Source organism: Streptomyces tardus, from assembly GCF_018101125.2.
In the GTDB taxonomy this organism is placed as follows: domain Bacteria; phylum Actinomycetota; class Actinomycetes; order Streptomycetales; family Streptomycetaceae; genus Streptomyces; species Streptomyces tardus.
Map to the genome: position 1 here is coordinate 572,768 of NZ_JAELVF020000001.1, position 15,129 is coordinate 587,896.

The following is a 15,129-nucleotide window of genomic DNA, read 5'->3' on the forward strand; positions in this document are numbered from 1 at the left end:
GGGGTCCGACATTGTCCGTGCCCCGCGACGGGACGGTCCGGCGAGACGGGGCGCGCGCCCGCGTGTCGCGGTGATGCCGCAGGAGCGGCGTGCGAAGAGCGAACGGACGTGGCAGGGCCGAGCACGACCGGACCGCGCTCAGCTAGTACGACGATCACGGCGGGCCTGTGGACAACTTGATCCGCCGCAGGGGCTCCGACGCCAATATGGCGGCAGGAGAAGAGGGCACAGCTCGTTCGCGAGCGGCGCCCGCGCCCCAAATCCACTGCCCCCCCGGGAGGAGTTCGGTCGTGCAGCTGACGCACCCGATGATCAAGCCTGCGCTCCGGCGCAGCTGGCGGAACGGCCAGACGGTCCAGTACGGGGTGGCCCCCGCCCACGCCGTACAGCTGGGTCCGGTCGACCACACGACCGGTAGTTTCCTGGAGCTTCTGGACGGCACCAGAAGCGTGGTGCAGCTGCGCGAAGCCGCACAGCTGATGGGGCTTGGCGGCTCACTGGTGGATCGACTGCTGGACCGCTTGGCGGGCGCGGGTGTGCTGGACGATGCGACGGCAGGTCGCGCCATCGGCCGTGCCGCGGGCTCGGTCCTGGGCTCGACAGCGGGCTCGCCGGCGTGCTCGGCCCTGGGGTCTGCCGTCGGATCTGCCGCGGGGTCGCACACCGTGACCGAGACCGGTATGCGACTGGGTCCCGATGTCGCCTCGTTGTCAGTGGTGCATCCCGAGCCCGGCGGCGCCGCGCGCAGGGTCAGCACCCGCCGAGCCGGTCGGGTGCAGGTGCGGGGCGGGGGCAGGGTCGGTTCGGCGGTGGCAGCGCTGCTGGCGGCGGGCGGGATCGGCCAGGTCGAGGCGCGCGACGGCGGATGCGTCTCCCCCGGCGACATCTGCCCCGGTGGTGTCGGCCCGGAGCAGACCGGCGAGCGTAGGGCCGCAGCGTTGCGCAGGGTGGTGCGCAGGGCCACCCCCTGGTCGCGTCCCCCGCAGCCGCGCAGAGGCGAGCAGCGGGGTCTGGATCTGGTCGTGATCACACCTCGGGACGGCCTCGAGGCGTACGCTCCCCGGCCTGAGAGCGCGCGGGATCTGATCGAGGCGGGTCAGCCACATCTGTATGCCGGCGTGGTGGAGGGCACCGGGTTCGTGGGGCCACTGGTGGTGCCGGGCAGCTCCTCGTGCGCGGAGTGCATGATGCTGGATCGCACGCGCCGCGAGCCCGCATGGCCGCTGATCGTGGGCCAGTGGCGTTCCGCCCGGGGAGCTGCCGCCGCCCCGGCGTGCGACGGAGCACTGGCAAGCGTGGTCGCCGGCGCAGCCGCCAACGCCGCACTGCGTTTCCTCGACGGCGACGACACGGACACCGTCGGGACGCGTGTCTCCTATGTGCTTCCTCATATGTGGCGCGAGGAGGAGGAGCTGCCGGCACACGCAGAGTGCCCGTGCGGCGCCTCTGCAGTGACCGTGGGTGCCCGCGAGGCCTCTCCTTCGGTTTCGCGCCGGACTCTCCCTCGGATCCCGGGGCAGCAGAGGTGACAATGGCGGCAAGCAGCTCGGAGCTGTCAGCGAGTTGGAGGGGCCTGATGTCAGATCTTCCGCGCCGCGCGGTGACGCGAACCGCCAAGCTGGCCGCGCTGCCGTTCGGCTACGCCGGCCGAGCCACCTGGGGCCTGGGCAAGCGGCTCGGCGGGTATTCGGCCGAGCTCGTGGGCAGCGAGATTCAGCAGCGCACCGCGGAGCAGCTGTTCAAGGTGCTCGGTGAGCTGAAGGGCGGCGCCATGAAGGTCGGGCAGGCGCTCTCCGTTTTCGAGTCCGCGCTGCCCGAGGAAGTGGCGGGCCCCTATCGTGCGGCGCTGACCAAGCTTCAGGACGCGGCGCCTCCGTTGCCGGCGAGCACCGTGCACGCGGTGCTCACGGAGCGCTTGGGCGAGGGGTGGCGTGAGCTCTTCGTGGAGTTCGACGACGAGCCCGCCGCTGCGGCGTCCATCGGCCAGGTTCACCGTGCCGTCTGGCACGACGGGCGCGAGGTCGCGGTGAAGGTCCAGTACCCGGGAGCGGGTGAGGCGCTGCTGTCGGATCTGAGTCAGTTGGGGATGTTCGCCAGGCTCCTGGGGCCGCTGGTTCCCGGCCTGGACGTCAAACCGCTGATCGTCGAGCTTCGCGCGCGGATCAGCGAGGAGCTCGACTACGGCCTGGAGGCCGAGGCTCAGCGTGCCTACGCGGCGGAGTTCACGGGCGACCCCGGCGTGAGCGTCCCCGATGTCGTCCACCAGGGCGAGCAGGTACTCGTGACGGAGTGGATGGAGGGCACTCCGCTCTCCGAAGTCATACGGGGCGGCTCACAGGAGGAGCGGGACCACGCCGGCCAGCTGCTCGCACGCTTCCTCTTCAGCGGTACGGCCCGCACCGGTCTGCTCCACGCCGACCCCCACCCGGGAAACTTCCGGCTTCTTCCGGACGGACGCCTCGGTGTCATGGACTTCGGCACTGTCGACCGGCTGCCCGAGGGCCTCTCGCCGATGATCGGCTCGGCGCTGCGCCTGGCGCTGGAGGGTGAAGCGGATCAGGTCTACGCGCTGCTGCGGGAGGAGAACTTCGTCAAGGAGTCGATAACTCTCGCCCCGGACGCCGTGCTCGACTATCTGCTGCCGATCATCGAGCCGTCGAGCGTCGAGGAGTTCACCTTCTCGCGAAGCTGGATGAGGGACCAGGCTGCCCGGATCGCCGACCCTCGCTCACCGGCGCACCAGCTGGGCAAGCAGCTCAACCTCCCGCCCGAGTACGTGCTGATACACCGCGTCACTCTCAGCACAGTGGGTGTGCTCTGCCAGCTGCACGCGACGGTGCGGATGCGGGACGAGCTCTTCGACTGGCTGCCCGGCTTCGCCGAGGAAATGAGCCGTTCAGAGGGCAGCCCGCCGGCGGGGGACTCAGGGGGGACGGGTTCTGCGCACGCGAAGCCTTCGGCTCGGGCCGGCGAGGAGGAGCCGCCCGAGCGGGACGGCGACACCTACAAGGCTTCGGTCGGTCGACAGCGCCGACCCGAGGATGCTCGACGGAAGTCGCCGCGCAGAAAGGCGGCGCCGAAGCCCGCCGGCGCAGAGCGTCAGCCGAGGAAGAAGCCCGCCGCCGGACAAGCAGGCAAGAAGCCGACCGCCGAGAAGCAGCCGGTAGAGAAGGCTGAGCCCGTAGGTCCCGCGAAGAAGCGGACGGCGAAGAAGGTTGCCGACGCAGGAGCGACGACCGAGGACCGGGCAAGCAGCAGGCCGAAGAAGAGCGCAAGCGCTCGGACGAAGACGAAGACGAAGAGCGACGACAGACCCGAAGCCGGCTGAAGCCGTTCGCGCACCACCGAGCGGCCGAGCCCCGCCGGGCCGTGCGGCCACCCGGCTGCCGGGCGAGGGCGCGAGGCCGCAGCCCGAAGTCGAGGCAGAGGGCGTGACGGCGCCGGATGGCAAGGCCGTCCCTAACGGTTCGGCTACCCAGCCGGGCCCGAACAGGCTCCTGATCTCGGGCGAGTCTCTCAGTGCCTGGGCGCGGTGTTCCCGCTTGGCCGCTTGGCATGTTCCGTGTAGCCACGCTTGCTGCCTCCGGACCGGGTTCGCGCCGGGCAAGAACCTTCGGACAGGCGCTCCGACAAGGCGTTCGGATTCGGGCAGGGCTCAGACGTACGGCCTCGCGGGCTCGGGCGCACGGGCTTACCGGTAGGGACGTGCGAGCTCAGGCGTACGGGCGGCGGCGCCGGAGTCGGAAAGGGTGGTCAGACGACCTGGTGGAGCCAGCGGACCGGGGCGCCTTCACCCGCGTGTCGAAATGGTTCGAGCTCGTCGTCCCACGGTTTGCCGAGCAGCTTGTTCACCTCGTCGACGAGGTCCGTCTCGCCCCGCACCGCACGACTCGTCGCGGAGCGCAGCCGGTCCTCGGGAATCAGGATGTCGCCGTGTTGACCGATGACGGCATGGAAGATGCCGAGCGAAGGAGTGGAACTGAAGCGTTCCCCCTCGGTGGTGGTGCTGGGTTCCGCAGTCACCTCGAACCGCAGCAGACGCCAGCCCCGCAGCGCGGAGGCCATCTTGGAAGCGGCACTCGGCGCTCCCTGCCAGGAGAACTCGGCTCTCAGGGTCTCCGGGGACGCGGGCTGCTTGATCCAGTCGAGCGTGACGCGGGCACCGAGAACGCCCGCTACTGCCCACTCCACGTGTGGGCACAGCGCTCGCGGCGCGGAGTGCACGTACAGAACTCCACGTGTCGTCACCGGGGGGCCTCCTGTGCGGTTCGAGGTTCGCCTTCCCCAGCGGCCTCAACTCGCTACCGGTCAGACGTCGGCGGCGGCTGACATTCTGCCCCATCGGGGCGCTGCACACCAGCCTCTGAACTACGAACAGTAAACACCACTTCCCTTCATCCCTACACAAAAAGGACGCAATGTGACGGCACGTAACCTCTGATCTCCACACCAACACAGGACTTCGACAGCAACCACCACGACTGCGGTCGGGTGCTCTCACTCCGCCGCAACGGCGTGTTGACGTACGGTCGTTCCACAAGGGGCCGGGCGCTCAGTACACCCTCGGAGCGGCCCGCTGGGGAAGGGAATTTGACGGATGAGGTTCAAGAGGGCCGGGCTGGGCCGTCGACCGCGGGTCGGCGCTGCCGCAGGACTCGCATTCGCGCTCCTCGTGACGGCCGCCGGGTGCAGTTCGGACAGCGGCGACCAGGCCGGCGGCGAGGACACCCGCGCCCGGCACGAGAAACCTTCGTCGAGTCCCGCCCCCTCCCCCGGCGCCTCGTGGGACACCAGTCCCGGCTCGATCGCCGCGCTGGGCGACTCGATCACGGTCGCCTTCCACGCATGCATGCCGCTGTCCGACTGTCCCGAGGCAAGCTGGGTGACGGGCACGGACCCGCGGGTCGACAGCCTGGCCCGCAGGCTGCTCGACAACCCCGCCGGCAGGACCTGGAACCACGCGGCATCGGGTGCGGTGGTCGGTGATCTACCGGCGCAGGCAGCCAAGGCCGTGATCGACAAACCGGAGCTCGCGACCGTACTGATAGGCGCGAACGACGCCTGCGCCGACACCACCGCGTCGATGACGTCCGTCGCGGAGTTCGAGAAGGACCTGCGCCAGTCCGTGCGCACCCTGCGCGAGGGGTCGCCGAAGACGCAGATCCTGATGGTGAGCGTGCCTGACGTGCTGCGCATGTACCAGGTGGGCCAGGGCCACAAGGCCGCCGCAGACGTGTGGAAATTGGGGATCTGCCAGGCGCTGCTGCGCGCGCCTGAGTCCAGAAGCGCGGCGGACGAGGCCCGACGGGCGCAGGTCGACAAGCGGGTACGGGCGTACAACGGGGTCCTGCGGGAGGTCTGCGCGGAAGACACGCGCTGCCGCTACGACAACGGCGTCGTCCACCGTTACCCGTTCGCCGAGGCGGAGTTGAGCGAATGGGACTGGTTCCACCCCAGCAAGCGCGGGCAGCAGGTGCTCGCCCGGGTGCTGCACAAGACCGTCACCGCTCGGGGCTGAGCCACCCCTCCTCCCGCCGTTCGCCGTCGCTTCCCGGCATTGGGGCGGCCGGCGCTCCCGCATCCGCGTCACGGGCGGTGCACAGCGCGCCGGCAGGGCGCACGTTCGGGGCGGTCGAGGGGAATTCACGCTTCCGGGCGCTCCCGATGCTGCCTTAAGCCCGAGCGTCTCGGACGGCACAATCAACGCCAACTCCGCATTCGACGCGGAACACCGCCGGTCCACCGACCGGCGGAAGAGAACCAGGCACGGACGCCGGCGCTCCGGCTCGGCGTCAGACCGGACGTACCGAAAGCAGGGATCGTGGCCAGGACCGTACGCGCGCTCGTCATCGACAAGCCCGGTGAACACCGCATGGTGACCGGCCCGGTGGCTGACCCAGGTCCCGGCGAGGTGCGGGTGGCGGTGCACGCGACAGGACTCGCGCACAGCGACCGCGCGCTCTACGACGGGACGCGGGCACCCGAGCTCGCCCGCTATCCCGTCACCCCGGGGCACGAGTGGTCCGGCACGGTGGAGGCCGTCGGCGAAGGCGTCGATCCGGCGCTGGTGGGGCGACGCACGGTGGGCGAGGGGCTGCACGGCTGCCAGATGTGCGAGCCGTGCCGGCAGGGAGTCGCCGGCGGATGCGTCCGCGGGTACGCGCAGACCGGCTTCACCGAACCGGGCGCCTGTGCCGACGTGTTGATCATCCCCGCCCGGCGGCTGCACCTGCTCGACGACAGTGCCGACCTGGGCGCGGCCACGCTGCTCGAACCGGCCGCCGCGGTCGCCGAGGCGGTTCTCGCAGGGCAGCCGCTCCCCGGCAGCCGGATCGCCGTGGTGGGCGCGGGCACCCGCGGCCTGCTGGCCGTTCAGCTGCTCGCCGCCCACTCGCCGGCAGTGCTGCACGTGCTGGACCCGTGGTTGGTACGGGCCGAGCGCGCGCTGCCGATGGGCGCCTCCGCCGCGGTGACCCCGTACGACTGCGCCCCGCTGTACGGGCGCTGCGATCTGGTGCTCTTGATGGCAGACAGCGGCTGCGAACCGACGGACGCCTGTCGCCTCGCCCGCCCCGGTGGGCGGGTGGTGCTGTGCGGGGAGTTCGAGTCCGACGGACAGGGCCTGGATTCCGAGGTGTTGACGGCGAGCCAGCTGACGGTGAGCGCGGTGACCGGCGCGAGCACCCGTTCCTGGGCGCACGCGGTGCGCGCCTTCCGCAGCGGACTGCTCGACCTGCGTCCGTTGATCACCGACGAGCTCCCCCTGGAGGATTTCGCCCGGGCGATGACGCTGTTGGACGAGGACGGCAGCGGCGAGCAGCCCAAGGTGCTCCTCCGCCCCTGAACCCGACCGCACCACTGCCCGTACGTCCCCAAGGGCCGTACCCCGGTACGCGGCGTCACGCCGAGACCAGCGGTACGCCGAGACCAGCCCTCACACCAACACGGGCTCTGCGTCGGCACTCGACCGTCGCAGGGGGCACGAGCCGCACACAGACGCGGCCGTTCGCCGGAACGCGATGTCAGGCGCAGGCCATGCACGAGCCGTACGCCGACACGGGCTGTACGCCCGAACGCGCGACGCTCACCGCGCGCGGTGCAAACGAGCCGTACGGCGGCACGAGCCGTACGGCGGAACGCGGCTCACCGCGCAGGCCATGCACGAGCCGTACGGCGGCGCGGGCCGCAATCGGCGCGGGAGTCGCCGCGAGGCGCGGGGCGGGTGGGGCAGGGGGCAGGCGTACGCAGCGGGCCGCCCCGGAGTGATCCGGAGCGGCCCGTGGGAGGCGTGGCCGTCAGGCGACGCTGATGGTGACCTCGATGTTCCCGCGAGTGGCGTTGGAGTAGGGGCACACCTGGTGCGCCTTCTCCAACAGCGCCTCGGCGGTGGCGTTGTCGACGTTCGGGATGTGCGCGGAAAGCGCCACCTTGATCCCGAAACCGCCGGCCGGGGTCTTGCCGATGCCGACCTCGGCGGTCACCGTCGAACCGCTGATGTCCGCCTTCTCCTGGCGGGCGACGACGCCGAGGGCACCCTGGAAGCAGGCGCTGTAGCCGGCGGCGAAGAGCTGCTCGGGGTTGGTGCCCGCGCCGCTGCCGCCCATCTCCTTGGGCGGGTTGACGACAACGTCGAGCTGGCCGTCGTTGGTGGCGACCCGGCCGTCACGTCCGCCTTCGGCGGTGGCGACAGCGGTGTAGAGAACGTCGACGGGCTGGATGGACATATGTCTCCCTGGTGAACGTTGACCGGAGGGCTCGCGCCCACGACCCCGTCGGTCAGTGGTCGGAGTCTACGGGGCCGGCGACCGGCACCCGTGGGCGCGTTCGTCGGCCCCGCGGGCGCGCCGGGTCGGAGCCTCGACGGAGGCGCGTGAGCCACCGGGCGTACACGCGGCGGATCCGCGGCCCGCCCGGCGGGACCCGACACGAGACCCCGTCGGGGGCCCGTCGTACGGTCCCGAGCGGCTCTAGCGGGCGTCGGTGGCGACGATCATCTTGCCGATGTTCTGGCCGCGCATCAGACCGAGGAAGGCGTCGACCGCGTTCTCGATCCCCTGCTCCACGGTCTCCTGGTAGGTCAGGTCGCCGGTCCGGAGCCAGGCGCTCAGCTCCTGCACGAACTGGGGCTGGAGGTCCTGGTGGTCGGCGACGAGCATGCCCCGCATGGTGATCCGCTTGCCGATGAGCATGGCCAGGTTGCGGGGTGCCGCGGGCGGCGTGACCTCGTTGTACTGCGAGATCATGCCGCAGACCGCGATGCGCCCGTGCAGGTTGAGCCGGCTGATCGCGGCCTCGAGGTGGTCTCCCCCGACATTGTCGAAGTAGACGTCGATTCCGTCGGGGGCGGCGTCGGCGAGTTGCCGGGAGACGTCGCCCTCCTTGTAGTTGAAGGCCGCGTGGAAGCCGTAGGTCTCGGTGAGGGCCTGGACCTTGGCGTCCGAACCGGCGCTGCCGATCACCCTGGCGGCACCCTTGAGCCTGGCGATCTGCCCGACCAGACTGCCGACCGCGCCGGCAGCGCCGGAGACGAAGACGGTGTCGCCCTCCTTCATCTCCGCCACCCGGACGAGCCCGGCGTACGCGGTGAGCCCGGGCATGCCGAGGACGCCCAAGTACGCCGAGAGCGGGGCGAGTTCGGGGTCGATGGGCTGGGTGCGCTTGGCCGGGAGGGTCGCGTACTCGCGCCAGCCGAGGCCGTGCAGCACGTGGTCTCCGGGCTCCAGGCCCTCCGCGCGCGAGGCGACGACGATGCCGACCGCGCCGCCGTCCATCGGCCGGTCGAGTTGGAAGGGCGGTACGTAGGACTTCACGTCGTTCATCCGGCCCCGCATATAGGGGTCGACGGACATGAAGAGGTTGTGGACCAGCACCTCGCCCTCTTCCGGTGTCTTCACCGGCACCGTGCGCAGGGCGAAGTCGTCCGGAGTGGGCCAGCCCTCGGGTCGGGCGATCAGATGCCACTCACGGCTGGTCTCTGGCAGGGTCTCGGCGGTCACGGCGGCCACCCACCTCCGATTAGTTCAGGATCTGAAACATTTCCGGGTCCCACCCTGCCCCTCGATATTTCATGTTGTCAACTAAATGGTTACCCTGAACCCATGACAGAGCGCACCACTCCCCCCGATCGGCTCACCCGCGAGGTAGTGGAGCTGATCGGCGAGATCGTGGGCCGCTACCACCAGGAGTACGACCAGGCCGCCGCCGCCTACTCCCTCACCGGCGCCCAGGCGCGGATGCTCGCCCTGCTCGCTCCCGGGCCCAGTCCCATGCGGCTGCTCGCCGAGCAGCTGAAGTGCGAACCGTCCAACGTGACCGGCATCGTCGACCGGCTGGAGTCGCGCGGGTTGGTCGAACGGCGTCCCAGCCCCGATGACCGCCGGGTCAAGCTGGCGGAGGCCACCGATGAGGGCCGACAGACCGCCACCCGACTCCGGGAGTCACTCGGCGACTTCGCGCAGACCCCGCTGGCCGGGCTGACCACCGAGGAACGCACCGCACTGCGCGACCTGCTGCGCCGGATGCTCGGCGACCCCACCGACTGAGCCTCCCGGGACATCGCGAATCAGCGGAACGGCACCTCACGGCCGCCCGGCGGGCGACAGACCACGAACCGCAGTCCAACGGATCAGACCAGGCAGAGACCCGGCAGACAGGCCAGACCGGGCAGACAGGTCAGACCGGCAGGCCACGGGTGGGCCGCACCGGTCGACACCTCGAACCTCACACTCAAGCCGCAACCGCCACAGCAGCAACTACCGCCGCAGCACCGCACCCCACCCTGCGCCCCGGAGCCCGCACCACACCACTCACGGCCCGAGCGCAGCAGCCCGCCTCCGTGCGCCCGACCTCAGCCCTGCGCCCGACCTCAGCCGAGTTCGCCTCGGAGCCTGCGGGCGCGCAGGACCAGCTCCAGCTCGAACCTGTGGTCCGGATCGTCGATGCCCTCGCCCCACAGCTCGCGGATCTGCCGCAGCCGGTAGCGAACCGTCTGGGGGTGGACGCCGAGCCGGACCGCGATCTCGGGAGCGCCACCCCTGGTCTCCAGCCAGGCGAGCAGGGTCTCCGCCAACCGTCGGCCGTGCGAGGGCCCGCACTCCTTGAGCGGGGCGAGCAGCCGCCGGCCGAGATCGTCGATGAGTTCCGTCGGCGGCAGCAGCACCAGCGCCTCGGTGTGCTCGGTGCAGTCCAACAGGCCGCCGCTGTCGAGGAGTCCGCGCTCCATCAGATCGACAGCGGACTGCGCCCAGCGCAGCGATTTGGCGGCCTGGGCGACCGGCACCGGCGGCCCGACCGCGCCCGTCCAGCCCGACACCGCCCGGCGCAGCAGCTCGGCGCGGCCGGCGGCGTCCGGTTCGGGAACGACCATCAGCGGCTGCTCGCGCTCCATGTCCAGCAGTACGTCGTTGCCGACCGCGGGCGGTACGGCCTCGCGGGCGGGACGCAGCAGTACGGCCACCGCGACGTTCTCCGGCAGCGGCCAGCCGATCCGCGCGGCCCTTTCGGTCAGCATCGACCTGCGGCTGTCGGTGTTGCCGTGGTCGGCGAAGAGCATGTCGAGCAGCCCGCGCTGGAGTCTGAGGCGTTCGCCCGCCTTGCGCGCGGCGGCCTCGGCGTAACCACGCACCGACTCGGCGACCAGGCCGTCGAGGTACTGGAAGCCGGATTCTGCGAGCTCGTACATGGCCGGGGCGGGGATGTCCGCCTGCTGGCCGATCTCCGCCAAGCGCCGCCAGGCGAGCCGTACGCCCAGCCGGTAGATGGCCTGGAGCGAGTCCAGACTCCGACCGCTCAACAGCTCACCACGCCCGAACTCCTGGAAGACGGGCGGGTGCTGGTGCGGATTGCCGAGGCCGGTGGCGAGATGCTCGACGAACTGCTCCAGCGCGCGGCGGATGCCGATGAGGGACATCGGTACGCCGTTCTGGTCCAGGATCACCGGGAGCATCGGGTACTCGGTGCGGATCTCCTGGAGGATGACCTCGGCCAGGATGGGGATCTCGCTGCGGGCCTGCTCCGTGAAGTGCCGCGTCTGACTCGCGGGTACCGACCGCCAGGCGGAGCCGGCCGCGCTGTCCACGGTCACTCCTCGGAGGGTGCCGGCGCGTCCGAGGCGGCCTCTTCGTTCTCGGGGAAGTGCACCAGGGGAACGTTGGGCTGCTCGGGACTGGCGTTGAGCAACGCCACTGCGCCAAGACCGGCGCCGACGGCGAGAAGGACCGCAGCTACGCAGGTCAGAGCGGCTGCGAGGAATCTGTGCATGGCGCGGCGGGCCTCTCCGTGTGGATTCACTGCACCAGCGGTCGCCCCCGACACCAGTTCGTCTAGGTGAGTGTGAAAGGGCATTGACTCGCTGTCAAGAGTTCGCCTACGGTCACCGACCCAGGCGGGCTTACTCGCCGCCTTCACTTTTCGAACGGGCACTACACCCTCTGGGAGCACCCGCCATGCGCCGTTCCGCCTCACCCCTTTCGCTGACCCTTCTGGGGATCGGCGTGTTTCTGCTGGTTCTGGGGCCCATGCTGGCCTACTACGTCGAGCCGCGCGCCCAGCGGACCCCGATCGACATCAACCAGACCACGGTCTTCAACGGCACTGGCAGGTACTTCGACCAGGGCGCCCTGGAGACGAAGGACGACCAGAAGCTCACCGTCACCCGCCGGGTACTGGGGAACGTCGCCGAGAGCGAGAAGAACGACGTCGCCGTCTGGGACGTGTCGACCACGATCGACAACCCCGACACCCTGCCGCACAAGGACCCCCGCAAGTCCTTCCAGTGGGAGACCGAACGCTGGGTCTCGGACCGGGAGACCACCAAGCCCGTGCACTGCTGCGGTGAGGCTCCGGTGCAGGTCAAGGGCGATGCGTACCTGAAGTTCCCGTTCGACGTGCAGGAGAAGACCTACCGCTGGTGGGACGGCACCCTGGGCGACACGGTGCCGCTGCGCTACTCGGGCCGCGCCAAGGTGCACGGCTACGAGGGCATGCGCTTCACCGGCGAGGTCGAGGCGACCAGGGCGGGCAAGCGCCAGGTGCCGGGCCGCCTCGTCGGCCAGGAAGAGACGGGCCAGGTGGTGGCCGAGGAGTGGTACGCCAACCACGGGATCGAGCTGATCGTCGACCAGGCGACCGGCCGCATCCTGCGCGCCACGATCGGGCCGCGGGTGACCCTGCGCGCTCCCGGCGGCGACAAGGACGAGGTCGTGCTCCTGGAGAGCAAGCGGATCGTCTTCGACAAGAAGACACAGCTCGGCCAGGTCGAACAGGCCAAGGAGCAGAGCGGGCAGCTGAAGCTGGTCGGCGAGACGGTACCGATGGCCAGCGGCGGAGCCGGTGTGCTGCTCGCCATCGTGGGCGGCGTACTGGTGGTACGGGGTAGGCGCGAGCAGGCCTGACCCGTCCGCCGGGCCCGCGGGCCGGGCCCGCGAAGCCCCTTCGCGCGGACGGAATTCGCGCAGGTGAAGAGCTGAACGGCGACGAGCGGGAAGGGCGTCCGGTGGCGTACGGGAAATCTCCCAGAGGGTTTTCCGTACGGCGCCGGGCCTCGCTCGCGGACCGGACCGCGCACCCGTTCACGCCGTCCGCCGGAGACCCCTACGCCCACCGTCCGGCACTCGGCGCACCCGCCCGGTAGCGGTGCGAGAACCGGGAACACCGCCGTGCCCGGTCACGCGGGGCGAAAGCGTGACGTACGAGACCGCACCGCGAGATGTGCGAGACCGGATCGAGACTTCCCCTCGCAACACTGGACGAAATATTGACCGGCCAGTAGGAAACGGATTCGACCGCCTCGAAATCGGGGCCGAATGACAACTGAACCGGTTGGTGATCACAGAAATTGTCACCCAGGTGAGTAGCCGCATCGAACGCGGCAGCGAACACTGATGTTTCCTATCGCCAGCTGCCCCCGGCGATCACCAGTTCGTCACCCTCTGGCAACACCGAAGCAGTACGAGCACCACCGCAGCACCACGCACCTCGGCACCACCAGCCGCACCACCACGGCACCACCAGCCGCACCGAGCCGCACCGAGCCGGACCGCCGGACCCACCACGGTCCACCACGCAAGAGCCGCCGCGCCACCCCAGCGCACTGGTCATCCCTCATTCGCACCTTGAGACGAGTTGGAGCGCCCATGCCCCAGCACGTGCCGCCGGTCGCACTCCCCGTCACGTCCCTGGTTCCGCGTCAGCCGTCGGAGGCGAACGTCCCGACGCCTCCCTCCGAGAGCGCGCCCGTGCCCCGGCGCATCGTCTTCCTCGCTCGTCGAGACCTCGACAACCCCGCCGCCGGCGGTTCCGAGCTTCTGATCGACCGCATCGCCCAGGGCCTCACCGCCCACGGGCACCAGGTCACCCTGCTGTGCGGAGGCCCCGCGGCGTACCGGGACTACCGGGTTGTCTCGGCCGGCGGCGACGCGGGCCACTTCCTCAAGGCGAAGCGGGCGCTGCGCCGCCAGGTCGGCGAATGCGACCTGCTGGTCGAGGTGTCCAACGGTCTGCCGTACCTGGCGCCGCTGTGGCACCGGGGCCCGACGCTGTGCCTGGTCAACCATGTGCACACCGATCTGTGGGGCATGCGCTACCCGGCGCCCGCCGCCCGGATCGGGCAGAAGCTGGAGCACTGGGCGCTCGCCGGTTCCCACAAGGAGAACCTGATGGTGGCCGTCTCCGGTTCCACCGCGAGCGCGCTGCAGAACATCGGAGTGCCCGGCGACCGCATCCGGATCGTGCACAACGGCGTCGAGGACCCCGGCCAGCTGATGGCCAAGTCCCGGGAGCCGCTGTTCCTGGCGGTCGGACGGCTGGTGGAGTACAAGCGCATCGATCTGCTGCTGCGGCTGTGGGAGCGGGTCCGCCCGGTCACCGGCGGCCGGCTCGTGATCGTCGGCGACGGCCCCGAGCGCGCCCGGCTGGAGGCGATGGCCGGCCCCGGCGTCACCTTCACCGGCCATGTCCCGGAGGCCGAGAAGCACCGGCTGCTGTGCGAGTCCTGGCTGCTGCTGCACCCCTCGATGATCGAGGGGTGGGGTCTTGTGGTCATGGAGGCCGCGGCCCGCGGTACGCCCGCGATCGGCTTCGACATACCCGGCCTCCGCGACTCCATAGTCGACGGCGACACCGGAACTCTCGCCCCGGGCGAGAGTTCCTTCGCCTCCGCCTGGTGCAGCCTGGCGCTGTCCACCCGGCGCCGGGAGGCGATGGGCGCGGCGGCCGCCGAGCGGGCGAAGGACTTCGGCTGGGACCGTACGGTCGAGGCGTTCCGCACCGTGGCGACGGAGGCGTACGCGTCCCACACGGCACGCTCCGCCGCACCGGCCCGTCGCGGCCGGGCGGTGAGGGGAACCCGGTGAAAGACCCGTCCTTCCGCAGATCAGTCTCGCTGTTCCGCGCCTTCATGAACGAGCAGGAGGACCCCGAGCACTGCTACCAGCTGCTCGCCCGGGACGCCGCCTCGCAGGTGGAGCGGTACGAGCCACTGCGGGGTGCCACCGTGCTCGACATCGGTGGCGGCAGCGGGCACTTCACCGAGGAGTTCCGCCGCCGCGGCGCGCGCAGCTACCTCTTCGAGCCCGATCCGCAGGAGCTGGGAGCGGGCGGTCGAAGGACGCCGGGCTCGGTCCTCGCGGACGGCTATCTGCTGCCCGTCGCCGACGGCACCGCGGATGTCACCTTCTCCTCCAACGTGCTGGAGCACGTCTCCGATCCGCAGACCTTCCTCAGCGAAATGGTCCGCGTCACCCGCCCCGGCGGGCTGATCTACGTCTCCTTCACCAACTGGTACTCCCCCTGGGGCGGGCACGAGACGGCACCCTGGCACTACTTCGGTGCCGCCCGGGCCCGTGCCCGCTACCGGCGGAAGACCGGCCGACCGGCCAAGCACACCCTCGGCGAGAACCTCTTCGCCGTGCACATCGGTCCCACCCTGCGCCATGTAAGGGCACGTGACGACGTGGAACTCGTCACCGCCCGGTCCCGCTACTGGCCCTTCCTGGCGAGCGCGATCACCCGAGTCCCCGGCGTACGCGAGTTCGCCACCTGGAACCTTCTCCTCATTCTGCGGCGGTGTCCCCATGTCGACGAGCACTGATTCCACGCTCCAGTTCGCGCCAGGACGGCGGCGACGGGGCC

At 70.6% G+C, this 15,129-nt stretch carries 12 protein-coding genes and 1 pseudogene; 8 read left to right on the top strand and 5 right to left on the bottom strand.

Going from position 1 to position 15,129, the window contains the following annotated elements; genetic code table 11:
* Positions 1–290: 290 nt before the first annotated feature.
* Together JGS22_RS02430 and JGS22_RS02435 are read left to right on the top strand one after the other, a co-directional pair.
* Entirely contained in the window at positions 291–1,529 is a 1,239-nt protein-coding gene (locus JGS22_RS02430; RefSeq protein ID WP_308405477.1) for a ThiF family adenylyltransferase, read from the top strand.
* Positions 1,530–1,576: 47 nt separating this feature from the next.
* Positions 1,577–2,888, top strand: a pseudogene (locus tag JGS22_RS02435) (ABC1 kinase family protein); the annotation flags it as partial.
* A gap of 865 nt (positions 2,889–3,753) precedes the next feature.
* Here the strand turns inward: JGS22_RS02435 and JGS22_RS02440 are convergent.
* Positions 3,754–4,248, bottom strand: coding sequence for a DUF3145 domain-containing protein (locus JGS22_RS02440; protein ID WP_211041198.1), 495 nt, complete (start codon positions 4,246–4,248; stop codon positions 3,754–3,756).
* Between the two features lie 349 nt (positions 4,249–4,597).
* On the opposite strand from JGS22_RS02440, the gene JGS22_RS02445 reads away from it, so the two are divergent.
* Together JGS22_RS02445 and JGS22_RS02450 are read left to right on the top strand one after the other, a co-directional pair.
* A complete protein-coding gene (locus JGS22_RS02445) occupies positions 4,598–5,518 on the top strand; it encodes an SGNH/GDSL hydrolase family protein (protein ID WP_211041197.1) in 921 nt (306 codons plus the stop codon).
* 303 nt (positions 5,519–5,821) lie between these two features.
* Positions 5,822–6,844, top strand: a complete 1,023-nt coding sequence (locus tag JGS22_RS02450) for a zinc-dependent alcohol dehydrogenase (RefSeq protein WP_308405478.1) — start codon at positions 5,822–5,824, stop codon at positions 6,842–6,844.
* 451 nt (positions 6,845–7,295) lie between these two features.
* On the opposite strand, the gene JGS22_RS02455 is transcribed toward JGS22_RS02450, so the two are convergent.
* Both JGS22_RS02455 and JGS22_RS02460 read right to left on the bottom strand, forming a co-directional pair.
* Positions 7,296–7,724 (bottom strand): organic hydroperoxide resistance protein, encoded by a 429-nt coding sequence (locus JGS22_RS02455; RefSeq protein ID WP_211041196.1) that lies wholly within the window; start codon positions 7,722–7,724, stop codon positions 7,296–7,298.
* Positions 7,725–7,967: 243 nt separating this feature from the next.
* Positions 7,968–8,996 (bottom strand): NADP-dependent oxidoreductase, encoded by a 1,029-nt coding sequence (locus tag JGS22_RS02460; RefSeq protein WP_308405479.1) that lies wholly within the window; start codon positions 8,994–8,996, stop codon positions 7,968–7,970.
* Between the two features lie 102 nt (positions 8,997–9,098).
* On the opposite strand from JGS22_RS02460, the gene JGS22_RS02465 reads away from it, so the two are divergent.
* Positions 9,099–9,542 (top strand): MarR family winged helix-turn-helix transcriptional regulator, encoded by a 444-nt coding sequence (locus JGS22_RS02465; protein WP_211041195.1) that lies wholly within the window; start codon positions 9,099–9,101, stop codon positions 9,540–9,542.
* 323 nt (positions 9,543–9,865) lie between these two features.
* On the opposite strand, the gene JGS22_RS02470 is transcribed toward JGS22_RS02465, so the two are convergent.
* A complete protein-coding gene (locus JGS22_RS02470; protein ID WP_308405480.1) occupies positions 9,866–11,077 on the bottom strand; it encodes a PucR family transcriptional regulator in 1,212 nt (403 codons plus the stop codon).
* 2 nt (positions 11,078–11,079) lie between these two features.
* Positions 11,080–11,259, bottom strand: a complete 180-nt coding sequence (locus JGS22_RS02475) for a hypothetical protein (protein ID WP_211041194.1) — start codon at positions 11,257–11,259, stop codon at positions 11,080–11,082.
* A gap of 185 nt (positions 11,260–11,444) precedes the next feature.
* Here JGS22_RS02475 and pgfA point away from each other — a divergent pair, with 185 nt between their 5' ends.
* From pgfA to JGS22_RS02490, 3 genes are all read left to right on the top strand, one after another.
* Positions 11,445–12,392, top strand: coding sequence for a cell envelope lipid trafficking protein PgfA (gene pgfA, locus JGS22_RS02480; RefSeq protein WP_211041193.1), 948 nt, complete (start codon positions 11,445–11,447; stop codon positions 12,390–12,392).
* 741 nt (positions 12,393–13,133) lie between these two features.
* On the top strand, positions 13,134–14,351 hold the full coding sequence (locus JGS22_RS02485; protein WP_211041192.1) for a glycosyltransferase family 4 protein: 1,218 nt from the start codon (positions 13,134–13,136) through the stop codon (positions 14,349–14,351).
* On the top strand, positions 14,348–15,088 hold the full coding sequence (locus JGS22_RS02490; RefSeq protein ID WP_211041191.1) for a class I SAM-dependent methyltransferase: 741 nt from the start codon (positions 14,348–14,350) through the stop codon (positions 15,086–15,088). Before JGS22_RS02485 ends, JGS22_RS02490 begins: the two co-directional genes overlap by 4 nt.
* Positions 15,089–15,129 lie beyond the last annotated feature (41 nt).